19 protein-coding genes are annotated in these 15,405 nt (G+C 43.9%); 7 read left to right on the forward strand and 12 right to left on the reverse strand.

Annotated elements, in window-relative coordinates; genetic code table 11:
* Positions 1-10: 10 nt before the first annotated feature.
* The gene (locus AC3ISE_RS14520; RefSeq protein WP_489221536.1) at positions 11-187 is read left to right on the forward strand and encodes a CDGSH iron-sulfur domain-containing protein; all 177 of its coding nucleotides are present in this window, start codon (positions 11-13) and stop codon (positions 185-187) included.
* Between the two features lie 69 nt (positions 188-256).
* On the opposite strand, the gene AC3ISE_RS14525 is transcribed toward AC3ISE_RS14520, so the two are convergent.
* On the reverse strand, positions 257-586 hold the full coding sequence (locus AC3ISE_RS14525; protein ID WP_489221537.1) for a YolD-like family protein: 330 nt from the start codon (positions 584-586) through the stop codon (positions 257-259).
* A 17-nt stretch (positions 587-603) separates the two neighbouring features.
* A complete protein-coding gene (locus AC3ISE_RS14530; RefSeq protein WP_489221538.1) occupies positions 604-1,866 on the reverse strand; it encodes a Y-family DNA polymerase in 1,263 nt (420 codons plus the stop codon).
* A gap of 409 nt (positions 1,867-2,275) precedes the next feature.
* Between AC3ISE_RS14530 and AC3ISE_RS14535 the strand changes: the two genes are divergently transcribed.
* Entirely contained in the window at positions 2,276-2,467 is a 192-nt protein-coding gene (locus tag AC3ISE_RS14535) for a YqzH family protein (RefSeq protein ID WP_489221539.1), read from the forward strand.
* 282 nt (positions 2,468-2,749) lie between these two features.
* Here the strand turns inward: AC3ISE_RS14535 and AC3ISE_RS14540 are convergent, their stop codons facing one another.
* Both AC3ISE_RS14540 and AC3ISE_RS14545 read right to left on the reverse strand, forming a co-directional pair.
* Positions 2,750-3,544 carry an SDR family NAD(P)-dependent oxidoreductase gene (locus AC3ISE_RS14540; RefSeq protein ID WP_489221540.1) on the reverse strand — a complete coding sequence of 265 codons (795 nt, stop codon included), beginning with the start codon at positions 3,542-3,544 and terminating at the stop codon, positions 2,750-2,752.
* 10 nt (positions 3,545-3,554) lie between these two features.
* On the reverse strand, positions 3,555-4,511 hold the full coding sequence (locus AC3ISE_RS14545; RefSeq protein WP_489221541.1) for an MBL fold metallo-hydrolase: 957 nt from the start codon (positions 4,509-4,511) through the stop codon (positions 3,555-3,557).
* Between the two features lie 520 nt (positions 4,512-5,031).
* Here AC3ISE_RS14545 and proC point away from each other — a divergent pair.
* The 4 genes from proC to AC3ISE_RS14565 all read left to right on the forward strand — a co-directional run bounded on the left by proC (position 5,032) and on the right by AC3ISE_RS14565 (position 7,338).
* Positions 5,032-5,871: a pyrroline-5-carboxylate reductase gene (proC, locus tag AC3ISE_RS14550; RefSeq protein ID WP_489221542.1), complete on the forward strand. Its 840-nt coding sequence runs from the start codon at positions 5,032-5,034 to the stop codon at positions 5,869-5,871.
* 85 nt (positions 5,872-5,956) lie between these two features.
* Positions 5,957-6,262, forward strand: a complete 306-nt coding sequence (locus AC3ISE_RS14555) for an antibiotic biosynthesis monooxygenase family protein (protein ID WP_070876725.1) — start codon at positions 5,957-5,959, stop codon at positions 6,260-6,262.
* Positions 6,259-6,627 (forward strand): hypothetical protein, encoded by a 369-nt coding sequence (locus AC3ISE_RS14560; RefSeq protein WP_489221543.1) that lies wholly within the window; start codon positions 6,259-6,261, stop codon positions 6,625-6,627. The genes AC3ISE_RS14555 and AC3ISE_RS14560 overlap by 4 nt, the downstream gene beginning before the upstream one ends.
* 21 nt (positions 6,628-6,648) lie before the next feature.
* Positions 6,649-7,338, forward strand: a complete 690-nt coding sequence (locus AC3ISE_RS14565) for a cobalamin B12-binding domain-containing protein (RefSeq protein ID WP_489221544.1) — start codon at positions 6,649-6,651, stop codon at positions 7,336-7,338.
* Between the two features lie 174 nt (positions 7,339-7,512).
* Here the strand turns inward: AC3ISE_RS14565 and AC3ISE_RS14570 are convergent, their stop codons facing one another.
* The 3 genes from AC3ISE_RS14570 to AC3ISE_RS14580 form a co-directional block, all read right to left on the reverse strand.
* Complete coding sequence (locus AC3ISE_RS14570) at positions 7,513-7,962, reverse strand: NUDIX domain-containing protein (protein WP_489221545.1); 450 nt, start codon at positions 7,960-7,962, stop codon at positions 7,513-7,515.
* A 143-nt stretch (positions 7,963-8,105) separates the two neighbouring features.
* The gene (locus AC3ISE_RS14575; protein ID WP_489221546.1) at positions 8,106-8,870 is read right to left on the reverse strand and encodes an alpha/beta hydrolase; all 765 of its coding nucleotides are present in this window, start codon (positions 8,868-8,870) and stop codon (positions 8,106-8,108) included.
* 10 nt (positions 8,871-8,880) lie between these two features.
* A complete protein-coding gene (locus AC3ISE_RS14580) occupies positions 8,881-10,509 on the reverse strand; it encodes a M20/M25/M40 family metallo-hydrolase (protein WP_489221547.1) in 1,629 nt (542 codons plus the stop codon).
* A gap of 143 nt (positions 10,510-10,652) precedes the next feature.
* Between AC3ISE_RS14580 and namA the strand changes: the two genes are divergently transcribed.
* On the forward strand, positions 10,653-11,669 hold the full coding sequence (gene namA, locus AC3ISE_RS14585; protein ID WP_489221548.1) for an NADPH dehydrogenase NamA: 1,017 nt from the start codon (positions 10,653-10,655) through the stop codon (positions 11,667-11,669).
* Between the two features lie 62 nt (positions 11,670-11,731).
* On the opposite strand, the gene nei is transcribed toward namA, so the two are convergent.
* The 5 genes from nei to rnz form a co-directional block, all read right to left on the reverse strand.
* Positions 11,732-12,556, reverse strand: coding sequence for an endonuclease VIII (nei, locus tag AC3ISE_RS14590; protein ID WP_489221549.1), 825 nt, complete (start codon positions 12,554-12,556; stop codon positions 11,732-11,734).
* A 152-nt stretch (positions 12,557-12,708) separates the two neighbouring features.
* A complete protein-coding gene (locus tag AC3ISE_RS14595) occupies positions 12,709-13,263 on the reverse strand; it encodes a hypothetical protein (RefSeq protein WP_489221550.1) in 555 nt (184 codons plus the stop codon).
* 162 nt (positions 13,264-13,425) lie between these two features.
* Positions 13,426-13,575, reverse strand: coding sequence for a 50S ribosomal protein L33 (gene rpmG, locus AC3ISE_RS14600; protein WP_070876717.1), 150 nt, complete (start codon positions 13,573-13,575; stop codon positions 13,426-13,428).
* Between the two features lie 81 nt (positions 13,576-13,656).
* Positions 13,657-14,202: a histidine phosphatase family protein gene (locus tag AC3ISE_RS14605; protein WP_489221551.1), complete on the reverse strand. Its 546-nt coding sequence runs from the start codon at positions 14,200-14,202 to the stop codon at positions 13,657-13,659.
* Positions 14,195-15,124 carry a ribonuclease Z gene (gene rnz / locus AC3ISE_RS14610; protein WP_489221552.1) on the reverse strand — a complete coding sequence of 310 codons (930 nt, stop codon included), beginning with the start codon at positions 15,122-15,124 and terminating at the stop codon, positions 14,195-14,197. The genes AC3ISE_RS14605 and rnz overlap by 8 nt, the downstream gene beginning before the upstream one ends.
* Between the last annotated feature and the right edge of the window lie 281 nt (positions 15,125-15,405).

Genomic DNA, 15,405 nt, shown 5'->3' on the forward strand with positions numbered 1-15,405 from the left:
ATAAACTGACTTGAATAATAATGGATCGCTTCGTGTGACCGGTGATGTGGAAGTAGTGGACGCAGAAGCCAATGTGTTTCAAACCAAACAAAGCTTTTCGCTTTGCCGCTGCGGGTTGTCAAAGAAGATGCCGTTTTGTGATGGATCACATAAGGGCACGTTTCAGTCGGTTGTGCGTGCTGAATAGCGAAGTGTGAAAAACTTTATAGCTTAAAATTTCTGTTAAACCGAAAAATGGACTGTCCTAAAAGACAGTCTATTTCTCGCGAATATCTGTTATCTTGTTCAATGGCAGATCAAAGCGGGCTTCTTCTGCATTTACGATCCGAATGCATCCGCGGATCGGGTCTACATAGTGCACATACCCTTCCTGAACATGAAAACCGTGATTTTCATAGTACGTAAAAGCAAGCTCGCGGTTTTCTTCCATGGCAAGACTGATCAATTCATTGAAATGCTCCAGCTGCTGCTCATCCACCGAAGGCTTTGCTGCATATCCCTGTTCAATTTCAAGCTCCCGCAAAATTTTCACATGCTCAGGCAGCATCATGGATGTCCATTTGATATTGCCCCGATCCCGAATCATGACGATCCCTCCTTTTGTTAAGCTTTGTGTCCGCCGACAAGCTTGGCGCGGTGCCTCGCGGTGCCGGCGTTTGTATAGGAAACGGCCCGCAGCAGGGCATTTGAGCCGTATTTCCCCCGAATGGAGTCCATCACATAACCGAGGATCTGTTCTTTTTCACGATTAGGCTGAAACAAATCCAGCTGCATTTCAGCATCATCTTCAATATTGGACAGAGCAATCGAGATTTTCCGGACGGTTTTATTTGCATAAAATTGATCAAATAACGCGATGCATGTTTCGTAAAGCTCCATTGTGATATTGGTCGGCTGGCGCATCGTCCGTGAGCGGTGAAATCCGCCTCCAAGCTCATCGTGACTGTAGCCGATGCCAAGGCTCACCGTTCTGCCCGCTTTCCGGTGGCTGCGCGCTCTTCTTGCGACCTCCTCGCACATCTCAAGAATGACATGCTTCACTTCTTTCGGATCGGGATAGTCCCGCATCAGGATCTGGCTTTTGCCAAAGCTGATCTGCCCCTGCAGAATCGGCGCTCCAATTTCAGACAGATCAACGCCCCAGGCATGATAATAGAGCTGATTTCCCATAATGCCGAATTTCTTCTCCAGCACCTCAAGCGGATGACGCGCAAGCTGTCCAACATTAAAGATTCCCATCCGGTTCAGTGTTTTTTCCACCTGGCTGCCGATGCCCCACATTTCCCGGAGCGGCGCGACCTTCCAGAGCTTTTCCTTCACATCAGCATACGTCCATTCAGCAATCCCTTTTTTCTTCGCCTCCAGATCAAGGCAGATTTTAGAAAGCAGCATATTAGGACCGATGCCAATCGCGCACGGGAGAGAAAATTCGCGTTCCATGTCATCTCTGATTTTTGCTGCAATGGTCCAGGCGTCTCCCCATATCCCCTCGACTCCATCGACTTGAATAAAGCTCTCGTCCACGCTGTACGTATGGATGGCATCCTTTGGAACATACCGGTGGAATAGACGTGTAAGCTCTGTTGAAATGCGGACAAAGGATGCCATCTTTGCATTTACAATGTGAATGCGGGAATCTTTTGGAATTTCGAACAAACGAGATCCGGTTTTAATGCCAAAGTCCTTTTTAAGACAAGGTGAAGCCGCGAGCACTATGCTTCCCTGCCGCTCTGTATCACCGACAACAGCTAAATGGCATGTCAGCGGATCAAGTCCTTTCAGAACCGCTGCGCAGCTTGCATAAAAGCTTTTCATGTCAATGCACAAAATTTTTCGTTTTGGAAATTGACTGTAATCCTCAATCATAGTTCTTACTCCTCATTGCAGAATATATGTTCGTGTTTATTATATGACTAATAGTAAGCGAATATACGTTCGATTTCAATGGTAGTTTTTACTATGAAATGCGGAACCGACTGTTCAGACCCGACAGACAGATAAGGATCCGCCAGTGAAGGCGCTTTTTGCCTTTGCTTGCTGATCCGTTCTGGCCGAGGGGCTAGGAGGTGGAGCTGGACAACACGAAATGCGGAATCGACCGTTCAGGCCGAGGAGTCAATACCGAATTGATGGGGTTTCCAATTTAATTGGAGGATTTTGTTTTGGCCGAGGAGCTGGACAACACGAAATGCGGAATCGCCCATTTAGCGCAGATAATTCCCCGCTTGGCATCAGGCGCGCAGCTGCTTATAATCAGTGTAAGAAGAGGTGGAACATGGACGAAAAGTGGATTTATAAAATGATTCAGCAATCCTTTCAGCAGTATGAGCTGGAGGGATCGCTCAGTGAAAAAGAAGCACATGGCCTTGTTGCAAAAGTAATAGAAAAAAAGCAGCAGGAAGACACAGAATGGTTTGAAGTTGTTCAGGATGTAGTATATGGATATGTGACGAACCAGGAGCTTTAATTAGAAATGCGGAATCGCCCGTTTAGCTCCGACAGACAGATAAGTCTCAGCCAGTGAAGGCGCTTTTTGCCAATGCTTGCTGAGACGTTCTGGCCGAGGAGTTGGGCGATGGAGCTGGACACTACGAAATGCGGAATCGCCCGTTTAGACCCGACAGACAGATAAGGATCCGACAGTGAAGGCGCTTTTTGCCTTTATCCTCTTTTTCGGGCAGCAGCAGAAACCGCCAGCAAGCCTCCAAAAATGCAAAAAACCGGCCTTCATCAGCGGCCGGTTTTTGTTTTATTTCCTTGATAATGCCTTCCCTGCCACTTTCTCAAACAAACGGGGCATAAGCTGATAAAAGCTGCTGCCGGCATTCATCCAGCCGGGCAAGTTAATTTCACGCCTGTTTGAAAACATAGAGTCAACGATTTTCTCTGATACCTTATCAGGACCCAGCATAAAGCGCTCCACATTCTTCACATAGTTGCCGCTTTGGTCGGCGATGGTGAAGAAGTCTGTTTTGATTGGACCTGGATTTACCGAGGTGACATGAATGTTCGTCTCTAAAAGCTCCATCCGCAGGCTGTTCGTAAAGCCGAGCACAGCATGCTTGGAAGCTGAATACAAGCTTGATTTCGGCGTGGCAAGCTTTCCTGCCTGTGAAGCGATATTGATGATGTGGCCAGCGTTCCGCTCCTTCATAGCAGGCAGCACCATTTTTGTGCATGCAATCAAGCCAAAGACGTTCACTTCAAACATGGATTTCATTTCCTCAAGAGTCGCATCTTCAACCGTGTTAAAAATACCGAATCCCGCATTATTTACGAGCACATCGATTTGCGGAATATCACTTAAAATCCGTTCAAATGTTTGCTGAACAGCGTTCAAATCACTGACATCAAGCTGATAGTAAGGACAAGAAACATTGTAGTTTTTTGTAATATGCAGAGCGGCTTCAGCAAGGCGGTCTGCTCTTCTTGCAAGTAAAATAGGATGTCCGCCGCTTTTAGCTACCTGCACAGCCATTTTTTCGCCGATTCCGCCTGACGCTCCTGTTATGACTACGTATCGGTTTTTCAGTTTTTCATTCATTTCGCACACCTCAGCAAGAATAAATTTTCTGTGCTCCTTCCACATGCCCTTTAATTTCTCCCAATGCCTCTAAATAATCCAGCTGTCCGACCGTTTCAGACATGGTGAGCATCATTTGTCTTTTATAAAGATGCGGAAAGAGCCTCTGACAGGCTTCAAATGCTGTCATCGGTTTTTCTTTTATATAGCCGCGCACTTCAAATGCACGCTCCTCCTGTTTTTTCAAGCGGTAGCGGATCAAATCATGCGGCTTTAGAACCGTTTCCCCATGTCCTGAAAAAACGTTTGAAATCGGAATTTTCAGCAGGGAGTTAAATGATTCGTTAAATTGGATCTGAGGTCTTGGCCGCTCTCCCCCATCCATTGGAGGCTCAAGCAGCGGATTTGCTGATATATGCTGAAGGATATGATCCCCGCCAAACATCAGGCCATCCTCAGCACGATACAAAGCGATATGAGTTTGAGCATGCCCCGGGGTTTCAATGACATGCCAGCCATCCATGCCTGGAACAGCGTCCCCTTCCCTGAGAGATGATGTTAAGTTTCGTTTGCAGGCATACTTCATCGATGAATCAAACTTGGCCAAATTCGTAAGCAGGCGCTCATCAATGCCAAATTCCGCGAACAGTTTCATAAAGAATTCTTTTTGAGACGTCATAAAAGATTCATCCTGCATGATCCATGGAGCATTATATGGATGCCCAATCACGTCCACTGACTGAGGCAGGTAATCAAGCAGCCCGACATGATCTGGATGATGATGCGTCAGGATTACCTGCTCAATGTCTTCAATTCTGTATCCTGCCCGCTCCATTTGAGTGTTCAGGGCAGCGAGAGCTTCAGGTGTCTTAGGTCCGGCATCAATCAGTGTGAGCCTATCTCCTTTAACAAGATAAACATTCACATCTCCAACTGGAAAAGGAGTCGGCAAGGTTAATTTGATGATCATATCTGATTTCGTTTTCATACCATCTTCCTCATTTGTTATTTTTATATAAGTCTAATATATTCAAGGCACCAATTATGAATGCTTATTCATTGATTATAAAGCTTATTTTACACGTTCCCTGCAAATGTGTCATTATTTTCAAATAATTCATCATCGAAAAAGGAGAAAAATCCGCTTGACAAACACTTGTCCAACCTCGCATAATGATGAAAATCACTTTAACGCACAAATGCAGGAAATGAATATAGATTAAGCAATGAACAGGAATAGTAAATCAAGCAATGATAAACAGAGAGTGAAATCCGCCGGCTGAAAGGTTTCACCATCCTCTTGCTGATTGAACCTGCCCTGTGAGCTCTCAGGCAAACTTGACGTGTTCCCTCGTTACGGGATATTAAGTTGGGGTCATGCTTCGTGCATTTCCCAATGAAGGTGGTACCGCGGAAACCTTTTCGTCCTTTATTTTTAATTGGATGAAAAGGTTTTTTTTATTGCGCTTTACATGAACTGCTTTGCAGAAAAAAAAGGAGGAATTCACATGAAAACAATCGCGTTTGTAGGTGCAGGATCCATGGCAGAAGCCATCATAAACGGATTAGTCAATGGCGGTGTCTGCCTCCCTGAACATATAAAAGTCACGAATCGCTCAAGCATGGAACGGCTGGACTTTCTTAATCAGGCTTACGGAGTGTCCGTTACAAAAAACAAACAGGAGACAGTTGGGGGTGCATCGATTATTATCCTTGCGATGAAACCAAAAGATGTCAAAGCAGGAATCGAAAGCATCAAGGATTATGTAGACAGCAGTCAGGTCATTATTTCCGTTCTCGCCGGCATCTCGAGTGAAACCATCCGTAAGCTTTTCGGAAAAGAGCTGTCGATTGTCCGCGCAATGCCAAATACATCGGCTGCGATTCAGAGATCGGCAACAGCACTTGCATGCAATTCAGCTGTAACAGCGGATCAGCTGAAACAGGCAGCAGGGCTTTTTGAGGCAATCGGGACCGTTACCCATGTTTTAGAGCATCAGCTGGATGCTGTAACAGGGCTCTCCGGAAGCGGCCCCGCTTACATTTATTATATCGCGGAAGCACTTGAAAAAGCAGCTGAAGAAACCGGTCTTGAAAAAGAGACAGCGAAAGCATTGATTGCACAAACACTGCTCGGGGCAGCTGAAATGCTGCTGACTTCAGAAAAAGAGCCCGCAGTGCTCCGAAAAGAGGTCACAAGCCCCGGCGGAACGACTGAAGCCGGTTTAGAGAAGCTTGAGGAATATAAAGTCAGCGAAGCAATTGCCTCCTGTGTTAAAAGAGCGACAGAGCGTTCGCATGAGCTCGGGGAGATATTTGCAAAAAATGCATTAAAAGAGCATACTTAAAGAGATTGGGTGCAGGAAAAACAACGGCCTTGTTGAAGTAAAAAAGACAAGGTCAAGCAAAGTCATAATTCAGACAGGTGATAAAATGTATACAGTATTTTCGACTTTTGATGTGCCGAATGAAAAAGCAGATGAAGTCATTTCCATATATAAGAATCGTTCCCGCATGGTAGACGATGCAGAAGGCTTTGTCGATTTTCTCCTTCTGCAAAACGATAAGCGCGCAGGAGAATTAACGGTACAGCTTATTTTTAAGAGTAAAGAAGATTACTTGAACTGGGTAAAAAGCGCGGATTTCAAGAAGATTCATGATCTTGAAAAGAAATATCCTGATCAGGAACTTGCGGCTGTGATTCCTAAAGTCAAACAATACAAGGTGGTTGCGCGATGAGCTTTTTTCCGGCAGACCAAATTGCCCATGACGTGACCGAAAGAATCTATCAGAATGAGCCTTCTCTGCTGGAACGTTTCGGAGAAAAAGGCAAGGAGAAATGCAAGGAAGATAATCATCATCACTTAAACCATCTTAAAACAGCTTATGAACTGCAAAATGAGCAGGTTTTTACAGATTATGCGAAATGGCTGAATGGGATATTAGTGAAACACGGCATGAAAACACAGCATTTGATTGATAATTTCATGCTGATTAAAGAAGTGCTCCTCTCAGCTGAGATCGAGGACGCAGAGACAGTATCAGATTATCTTTCATATTTAGATGCTGGCATCCGCTCACTTTTACTAGAAAAAGAGAAATAAAGAGAAACGGGGTGTTCTGTTTTGAAGAATTCTCAAGCACTGGAATTTGCTCAATTGCTGTTGAACGGCGATGAGCATGCAGCAGTCCAGCTGGTCAACGCTCACAGTCACCTGTCACGCCCCCAACTGTTTGAAGAGCTATTCACGCCTGCGATGCGGCATGTAGGCGAGTTATGGGAAAATAATGAAATTACGGTGGCAGATGAGCATTTGGCAAGCGTAGTTTGTGATTTTATTTTATCAACGCTTTATCCTCCGATGCAGCATTCAGCAGCAGAAGGCAGAAAGAAAGCGATGCTTCTGTGTGTTGAGGGAGAGCAGCATTATTTGGGCCTGAAGATGGTCAACAGCTTATTCGAAGAAAATGGGTATGAAACACACTATTTAGGCCCAAACCTTCCGCTTGAATACGCCATTAAGAAAGCAGAGCTCTGGAAACCGGAAGTCATTTGCCTCTCCATTTCCATTGTGTATCATTTACCGAATATAAAAAAATATGTTGATGCTCTTGCTGCTTTGCCTAATCATCCAGCCATTCTTATTGGAGGCAGAATTGTGAATCAATATGATTTGCAGCCTTATTGTTCAGGCCAGGCAGAAATCATGTACGATTTAAAAGCCATAGAGAACTGGCTGAGCAAGCACAGAATGCTTGAGTACAAGACTCACACTCTCGCTGAAGCAAGCCAAACTGTATCTCCATTAAACTAAGAAAAGCGCAAGCGCCCGTTTAGCTCCGACAGACAGATAAGGATCTGCAAGTAAAGGCGCTTTTTGCCTTTACTTGCAGATCCGTTCTGGCAGAGGAGTTGGGCGATGGAGCTAGACATCAAAGCGCAAAATTTTATACTTCTTATCTCTAAAAAAAAGAGACTGACCTGCATCCTATGAAAGGATCTGGCCGGTCTCTTTTTTTAGTTTTAATGAGTTTGAGAGCTGAATGCTGTTTTTAAGCCATGGCGGAGCATCCTCATTCGCCATAATCTCTTCAAAAGTCATCCATGCAGCAGATGATACCTCTTCTTCGCTTTTTGCATAAGGTGTGCCGCTCTTATATTCACACAAAAAAACAACATCAACCACATGAACTCCATCATCTGATACGAAGGATGTACTATGCACATAACACATATCATCACTTATTTCGATGCCGGTTTCCTCCTCAATTTCGCGTTTCAGCGTCCGTTCTAGAATATTTGAGGAAGCCCCTTCCCGCTCCACTTTTCCGCCTGCTAAGGAAAGCTGGCCTGGTGCGTGTTCTTCCGTCATGCTTCTTTCAATAATCAGCCATCGGCCATCTTTAAAGACAGCACCTTCAACATTTACAACAAACATGCAAACCGCTCCCTTATCCGTAAATTAAACCACAAAAGCTCTTCGAATCCATTTAAAAAGTACTTTTTCCTTCAGGCAGAACGCGATGCCGTAAGTAATTCACCGCAGAAACCTTCATAAAATAAAATCAGCTATTCCCATCCTCAGGCCTTCACATGCTGCAAAAGCCAATCCATCGAGAGCTCTTCCACAACGTCCAAATACCCCATAAAACTATGAGCTGCGCCATCTATAATAACAAGCTTCGATTCCTTTGAGAGAAACTTCATTCCTTCCCGCGATTTTTCTGATAGCATCTTTTCTTCCCCGTCATGATTGCCATGAATGATTAAGACAGGACACGATATGGCAGACAGCAGTTTTTTCTGATCACACTGTTCAAAGTCATCAAGCATTTGCTGCTCAATGATCACTTTCTTTCTCGGGCCATTTGTCAGCAGCTGTGTTATTTTCCCGGTTTCCCTCAGTTCTTTCATTTGCACCGGTGTAAAATGCTCGTTCCAGTCATATACCGTCCCGCCTGTCGAAGCACCGGTAAGCACCATTGTCTGAATGTCCTTAGAATAGCTCATCAAACAGATTCTGCTCCCTAAACTGTGTCCGTAAAGAGCAATTTTATGTAAGCCTTTTTGTGTTACAAACGCAAGTACAGCCTGCAGATCATCTGCTTGTTTAGCCATTGTAAGTGAATCGTCATCGCTTTCCCCGCAGCCGCTGAAATCAAACGCAAGAACATGAAAGCCTGACGCTTGAAACCGCAGCGCAAACCGGTCAAACCTTCCGCGGGAAGACTTATCTGAAGTAAAACCGTGGCACATAATGATGACGGCATTTGACGATGCAGGATAAAAATTCCCGATCAATGTTAATTGCCGGGAATTCTTTATTTCAACTCGCTCACACTTCATTTTTTTTCACCTATTTCTTTTCAAATATCCTCTTTAGTGTAAAAGAAAGAAGCTCAGGGCACGTTTCAAAAGAATACGGGAGATGCAGACGCTCCGTCCATTTATGCGGATCCTTTCCGAACGGCCCAACATTTAAAACAGGAATATTCAGTGCTTTGATTTCCTCAAGAGGAAGCTGATAATGGTCCCCGTAAATCGGCATATTGTCTGTCAGCTCACGAATGGATTCTTCGCTTTCTTTAATCTGCAGAAAGCTCAAATCGGAAAGTCCGGCAAAATACTGCTGATTTTTGAGTGAAATCTGAAACTGATCTTTCGCGTAGCTTTGAACTTCTGAAAGAATGCCCTGAATAAATTCATCCTCTTTTGATGAAACGGATGGATAAAACGGCGGACTGTAAAATACAACAATCAAAGGCGCAAGCTCCTTGCACAACCCGGATAAGCCAGAGACGATTTTATTTGTGAAATGACGATCATCCAGATCGCCGCGGTTCGCTTTTAAATAATGAATATGCCGGTTCACTTCAGCCTCTCCGACTTTCATCACGGCGTATTTAAGCAGGTCATCATAGGACATAACGGTTACCTTATATGATGCGGGTGTAAAGGATATAGACTGGCTGTAATGTTTCGCTTTCTTATCATAAAAGCGCTCAATATTATCTGCCGCCTGTTCGGCCGTTCTCATGAGCATGCCATGCAGTTCAAGCATGCTGCGTTTCATTGTTAAAATATTAAAAAGCGTAACGGCTTCGTGCGGAATTTGCACCGAATACTCTTCCTTTAAATCCTTTTGCATCAGGTTCATCGGCGGCGGTGTGACTTCGTCATCGACTTTTTCGCTGTAGCGCCCGTTCAGTTCAAGGAGCCTATTCAGCTCAGATACCATAAGGTTTGCGTTTAATCCTGAAAAAGGCTCTCCTACATGAGTTTCGACTCCGCTGCAGTAAAATCCCGCAAGCACTTTGCCGATTGAACCGCTATATACATAATAATTTTTATCGTTTGGGTATCTAGAAAACATGGGCTCAGAATTTACACATGCCCGGTATGAAAGGTTAAATTGGTTTTTCAACTCTGTCAAAACAGGAACCGCGCCGAGCATTCCCGCAGAATTCACTTCTTCGTCAGGAACGGTCAGCAAAAGAAGATTCCCTTCAAACTCCCCATTCATTGCACGTTCAAGCATTCCAAGCTGAACCGTAAGACCCGCTTTCATATCCATAGTGCCGCGGCCAAAAAGCCACTCGCCTGTCTCGATATCTTCTTTAACATGAGGCGGCAGGAGATCAGCAGTGTTCAGCAGCTCCTTCGTTAACTCGTGAGGATGAAACGCTAAATGCTGCAGGTGACCGTAATCTTTTACATCAACCACATCAAAATGACTTAGTAACATTACAGTTTCGTCTGTCTGCTTTTCGCTTTTTACAAGGGCAGTCAGAAAATACCTTCCATCAGCCAAGGGATGGAGCTGCAGAAAGTCCGGATTTTCTTTGAAATAAGGAAAATCATTGAGCACATAATAAAGATGCTGGGCAAGTGCAATCTCATCTTTTGAACCTGTAACGCTTGCAAGGTTCACTAGGCCTGTTAATAGTTCCGTCAGCTGCTGCTTTGATTGCCATTTTGAATTCATGATGAGACCTCCTTAAATAGATGCTGATTCTATTCTAAAGAATTTTCACAATTTTTAAAAGAGGGTGTCAGGCAACTTAAATGAAGTATGGATATAAAGCTGTTATACTTTTTATGAAATTCACTTCAGGGAGGCAAAGCTAAATGAAAAATCATTTATTTACACCATACACCGTTAAAAATGTCACACTGAAAAATCGCATCGTGATGTCTCCAATGTGCATGTATTCTTCTCACCGAGAAGGCGGCATGGTCGAAGACTTTCATATGACGCACTATATCAGCCGGGCAGTCGGCGGTACCGGACTGATCATGATTGAAGCAACATCAGTCACTCCTCAAGGAAGAATTTCCCCTCAGGATTTAGGGATATGGAGCGATGATCATGTAGAGGGTCTTGCAAAGCTTGTAGACGGCATGAAGCAATACGGGGCAAAAACAGCCATTCAGCTTGCACATGCAGGAAGAAAAGCCGTTCTTGAGGGCGAAATTGTATCCGCCTCTGCTCTTCCTTTCAACGAGAAAAGCAAAACACCTGTTGAAATGACAAAAGAGAAAATCCAAGAAACCATTCAGGCTTTTAAAGACGGAGCCATCCGAGCTAAAAAAGCCGGATTCGATATTATTGAGCTTCACGGGGCGCATGGATACTTAATTAATCAGTTCCTTTCGCCGCTTTCCAATAAGCGGACAGACGAATACGGCGGAAGCAAAGAGAACCGCTACCGTTTCCTCCATGAAGTGATTGAGGCTGTAAAAGAAGTTTGGGATGGTCCATTATTTGTCCGTGTATCCGCGACAGACTATCACACGGAAGGATTAAATGTGGAAGATTATGTGGAATTCAGCACGTGGATGAAAGAACAGGGGGTTGATTTAATTGATGTCAGCTCAGGTGCTCTAGTGCCTGCTGAAATTAAAGTGTTCCCTGGCTATCAAGTGAAATTTGCCGAGCGCATCCGCGAAGGAGCAGGGATTGACACTGGTGCAGTGGGACTCATTACATCAGGAATACAGGCAGATGAGATTCTGGGTAACGGACGTGCAGATTTGGTTTTCCTTGCACGCGCCCTTCTTCGCGATCCATATTGGCCCCGTACAGCAGCAGTTGAGCTTGGAGCGGAGATTGAAGCACCTAAGCAATATTCACGCGGCTGGTAAGAATTTATTGAGCTTATAACTGAAAAGCAGCCGTCATGGCTGCTTTTTTTAACACATCCATCTTAATCTTTCCTCTGGCACAAAGGACAAAAATATAATCGCCTTGAGGCGGCAATCATCTTCTCAATCTCCGTTCCATCCTTGCGGCAAGGCTTTCCTTCCCGGTTAAAAACCCAGTGACGGTATTCAGACCTCTTTTCTCCCTGCTCCTTCAGTTTCAGAGCAAGCTCCAAGTCATTTGTAATGCCCTGACTTCTGTAGGACTGCTGGGTGAGGCTAATGATCGCCTTTGAGGCACTGCGCAATTGCTCATCTGTACAATCAACTGGCCGATAATCAGGATGAATGCCGGAAACATACAGAATTTCGCTTCTCAAATAGTTGCCTGCCCCCGCGATAAAGCTTTGGTCCAGAAGCAGCGAAGTCCACTTCCGGCGATAAAATCTTTTCTCCTGAAAGCGATCATATAATTGTTTGGAGGTTATTTCATCATTCAAAATATCTGGTCCTGCCTTGCAGATAAATGGATGTTCTGATACTTCACAGTCCTTTAGCACCTCAATCTCAGATGCACTGTAAAGAAGAGCTGATTTTTTTTCATTATGTATAGCAAGCCTCAACTGACGGTTGGTTTTAGGATAAGAATAAGAAGATCTGATCACCCATTTCCCGTAAAGCTGGTTGTGGGAATAAATCGTATAGCCATTATCAAAACGAATCAGCATGGCTTTCCCCTTGGTCTCCACTTTTTTGACTCTGGCTCCTGTAAAAAAAGCTTCATATTCCCGGAGCCGGTCGAATGCAAAAAACACTTCACCGACTGGCAAAGCAAGCAGAGCCCTTTCTATTTGATCGGCTGCGCGGCGGATTTCTGGCCCTTCAGGCATCAAATTTCTCCTTTCTGTTTTAAACTGTTTGGTTTGACTTGTACCCGAATTTCAGGCATCTCAAAACAAAAAGCACGGGCAGCACCTCTTATCATGTTCCGGTAAGCAAAAGTCAAAAAAAAGGCGCTTCAAAAGCCCCTCTTTCCCTTCTGCTAAAACCCCTTTTCATCTACAACCTTCACTTTATCCTGAAACAGTTTCACCTCTCCTCCCCCGGGAACCAGCTCATCTTGCTGATAATACCAAAGGACCGTATTTTGCAGATTGTATTTTTTGGCAATTTCCTGCTCCAGCATGCCGCCTACTTGGAGCGTGCGTGCTTCGGCTCCGTTTATTTTTACTTCCAGAGATCCTTTCTCATCAGAGAGAAGGCCATAAATCATAGAGTTTCCATAGAAATGATAATTTAAAAGTTCACTTTCTGCAGGACGATCTGCCAGCGGATTCGTTGAGATGGAACCCGCTTTCCAGCCATAAATTCCTTCTTTTAAAAAGGCCGTTCCTAAATGTTTCTTTTGGTCAATAAAAAAGAAGAGAGCTTCATCATTTATTTTATAGGCTGGAATGACAACTTCCATATCATGTTTCGTATGCTGCAGCGCTTCAAGAGGCTCATCGAAGGATTGTGATATTTCTGTCATCGACCAAATAACAAAGGCCAGACCAAAACAAATGAATAAACCTAAGGATACTTTGTATTTATTCACCAAATCCCCCCATTCTTCAAATGTCTCCTGTTATTTTTATATTCTAGGAATTTATGCCGTATTCCTTTTAACATAAGAGGGAAATAATCTGAAGTATTTCGCTATTTTCAGGCAAGAAAAAAGGAACTTCATCAAAAAGTGATGCCGTTCCTCCCTCATTCGTTATTTTGTTTCGCGGTGCAGTGTCACTTTTTTAAGTCTTGGTGAATATTTTTTCAATTCCAGACGGTCTGGATTATTTCGTTTGTTCTTTTTTGTGATGTAATTACGGTCACCAGTCTCCGTGCATTGCAGGGTTACGTTCACTCTCATATCATGTTTCCTCCTATAAAAATCATAAAACGTAATAATTACGATTTGATATGATCATTCTATCTGCTCTTCTCTCCTTTGTCAACTCCATATTCTCTGAATGTCTGCTTCTCCAACTTGTTTAAGCGTAATTTTATACACATCGGGATTCGTCATGCTCATCAAGTGATCGTATCCATAAGTATCTTCAAAAGATTTCAGCAGCAGAGTGATTAAGTTCCCATGACTGACAAGAACTGTATGATTTTCCTTTGCAGCCGCGATCTCGGCTAGAAGAGAATGAACACGCTCCATGCCCGATTGGTTGGACTCCCCGCCTTCGAATGAAAGAGATAGATCGTCAAATGTATCCTTAAGCCTGTCTTTCCAATCCTCCATACTCTTTCCGCTCATTACTCGCTCAGACAAACGTTCATCAAGATTCAGTTCAAGTTTTTTCTTTTCGGCAAGCGGTGCTGCCGTTTGAACAGCACGGAGAAAAGGACTTGAGATAATCGTATCCACTTCAAGTCCTTTGAAAAAACAGGCAAGTTTTTGAGCATCGATGAGCCCTTCATTTGTAAGCTCATCATCAAAAGCCTGCCCCTTCGCCTGACAATGCCGGACAGCATAAATAATTTTAGTCATGTGCTCTCTCCACTTCAAAACATGAAAAATCGTCAGCAACCAATGTATTTTTAAAGATTGAGGCTGCTTCGTGCAAAAGTGTGCCCTTATCATCATCCTGATAGCGCGCACTGATATGAGTCAGAACCAGCTTTTTTACATTTGCTTCTAAAGCAACAGCTGCTGCCTGGGTTGTGGAGGAATGGAAATACTGGGATGCAAGCAGCTCATCTTCCTCTCCGAACGTCGCCTCATGGACAAGCAAGTCTGCTTTTCTTGCAAGCTCCACGATTTGCGGACACGTTCTCGTATCTCCTAATATTGTCACGATTCTGCCTTTTTTAGGGGCTCCAAGGAAATCAGCGCCAGATAATAGTCTGCCGTCTTCTAATTGAACGGTTTCGCCATCTTTTAATTTTTTATAAACAGGACCCGGCCCAACACCTGCTTCTTTTAATTTGTCCACAAGCAGCATTCCGGGAGCATCTTTTTCGGTAATCCGGTAACCGTATGAAGGAACCCCGTGTTCCAGCTTCTTTGCTTGAACGGTAAACTGCTCGTCTTCAAAAACAAAACCATCCTCAATTTCAACGATTTCAAGCGGATATTTTAAATGGGTAAAGCTAAGCTCAAGGGATGTTTGAACATACTCTTTAATTCCTGCTGGACCATAGATTGTCAGAGGTTCGTCCCCGCCCTGAAATGAACGGCTTCCCAAAAATCCCGGCAAACCGTAGATATGATCTCCATGCATATGTGTTATAAAAATTTTCTCGATTTTTCTCGGTTTAATCGTTGTATATAAAATTTGATGCTGCGTTGCTTCTCCGCAGTCAAACAGCCAGACAGCTTTTCGCTCCTCTAAAAGACGGAGTGCGATTGAGCTGACATTTCTTGCTTTTGCGGGCATTCCTGCACCCGTTCCTAAAAACAGCAGATCCAAAATGGCTTCACCTCGTCCAGTTTTCTTATCTTTTAGAATACATGACTTAGAGGAAAATATGAAGAATGAAAAGGGAATTCCTATAAGAAACTATATGAGCAGAGAACAATTAGTTCCCCGTGTCTTTCATGCGTTGATCTAAAAACTCACTGTCCCCTGCGAAACTTGGATTACCGCGCCTATTAGAAGAATAGAACAGTTGAATTAACTCCTGATGAGTAAGAAGCCTTCTTAAAGTGAACCATCACCCTGCCAGTAAGATGCTTATACCGACAAAAAGA

It is taken from the genome of Metabacillus sp. KH_069, from assembly GCF_057838075.1.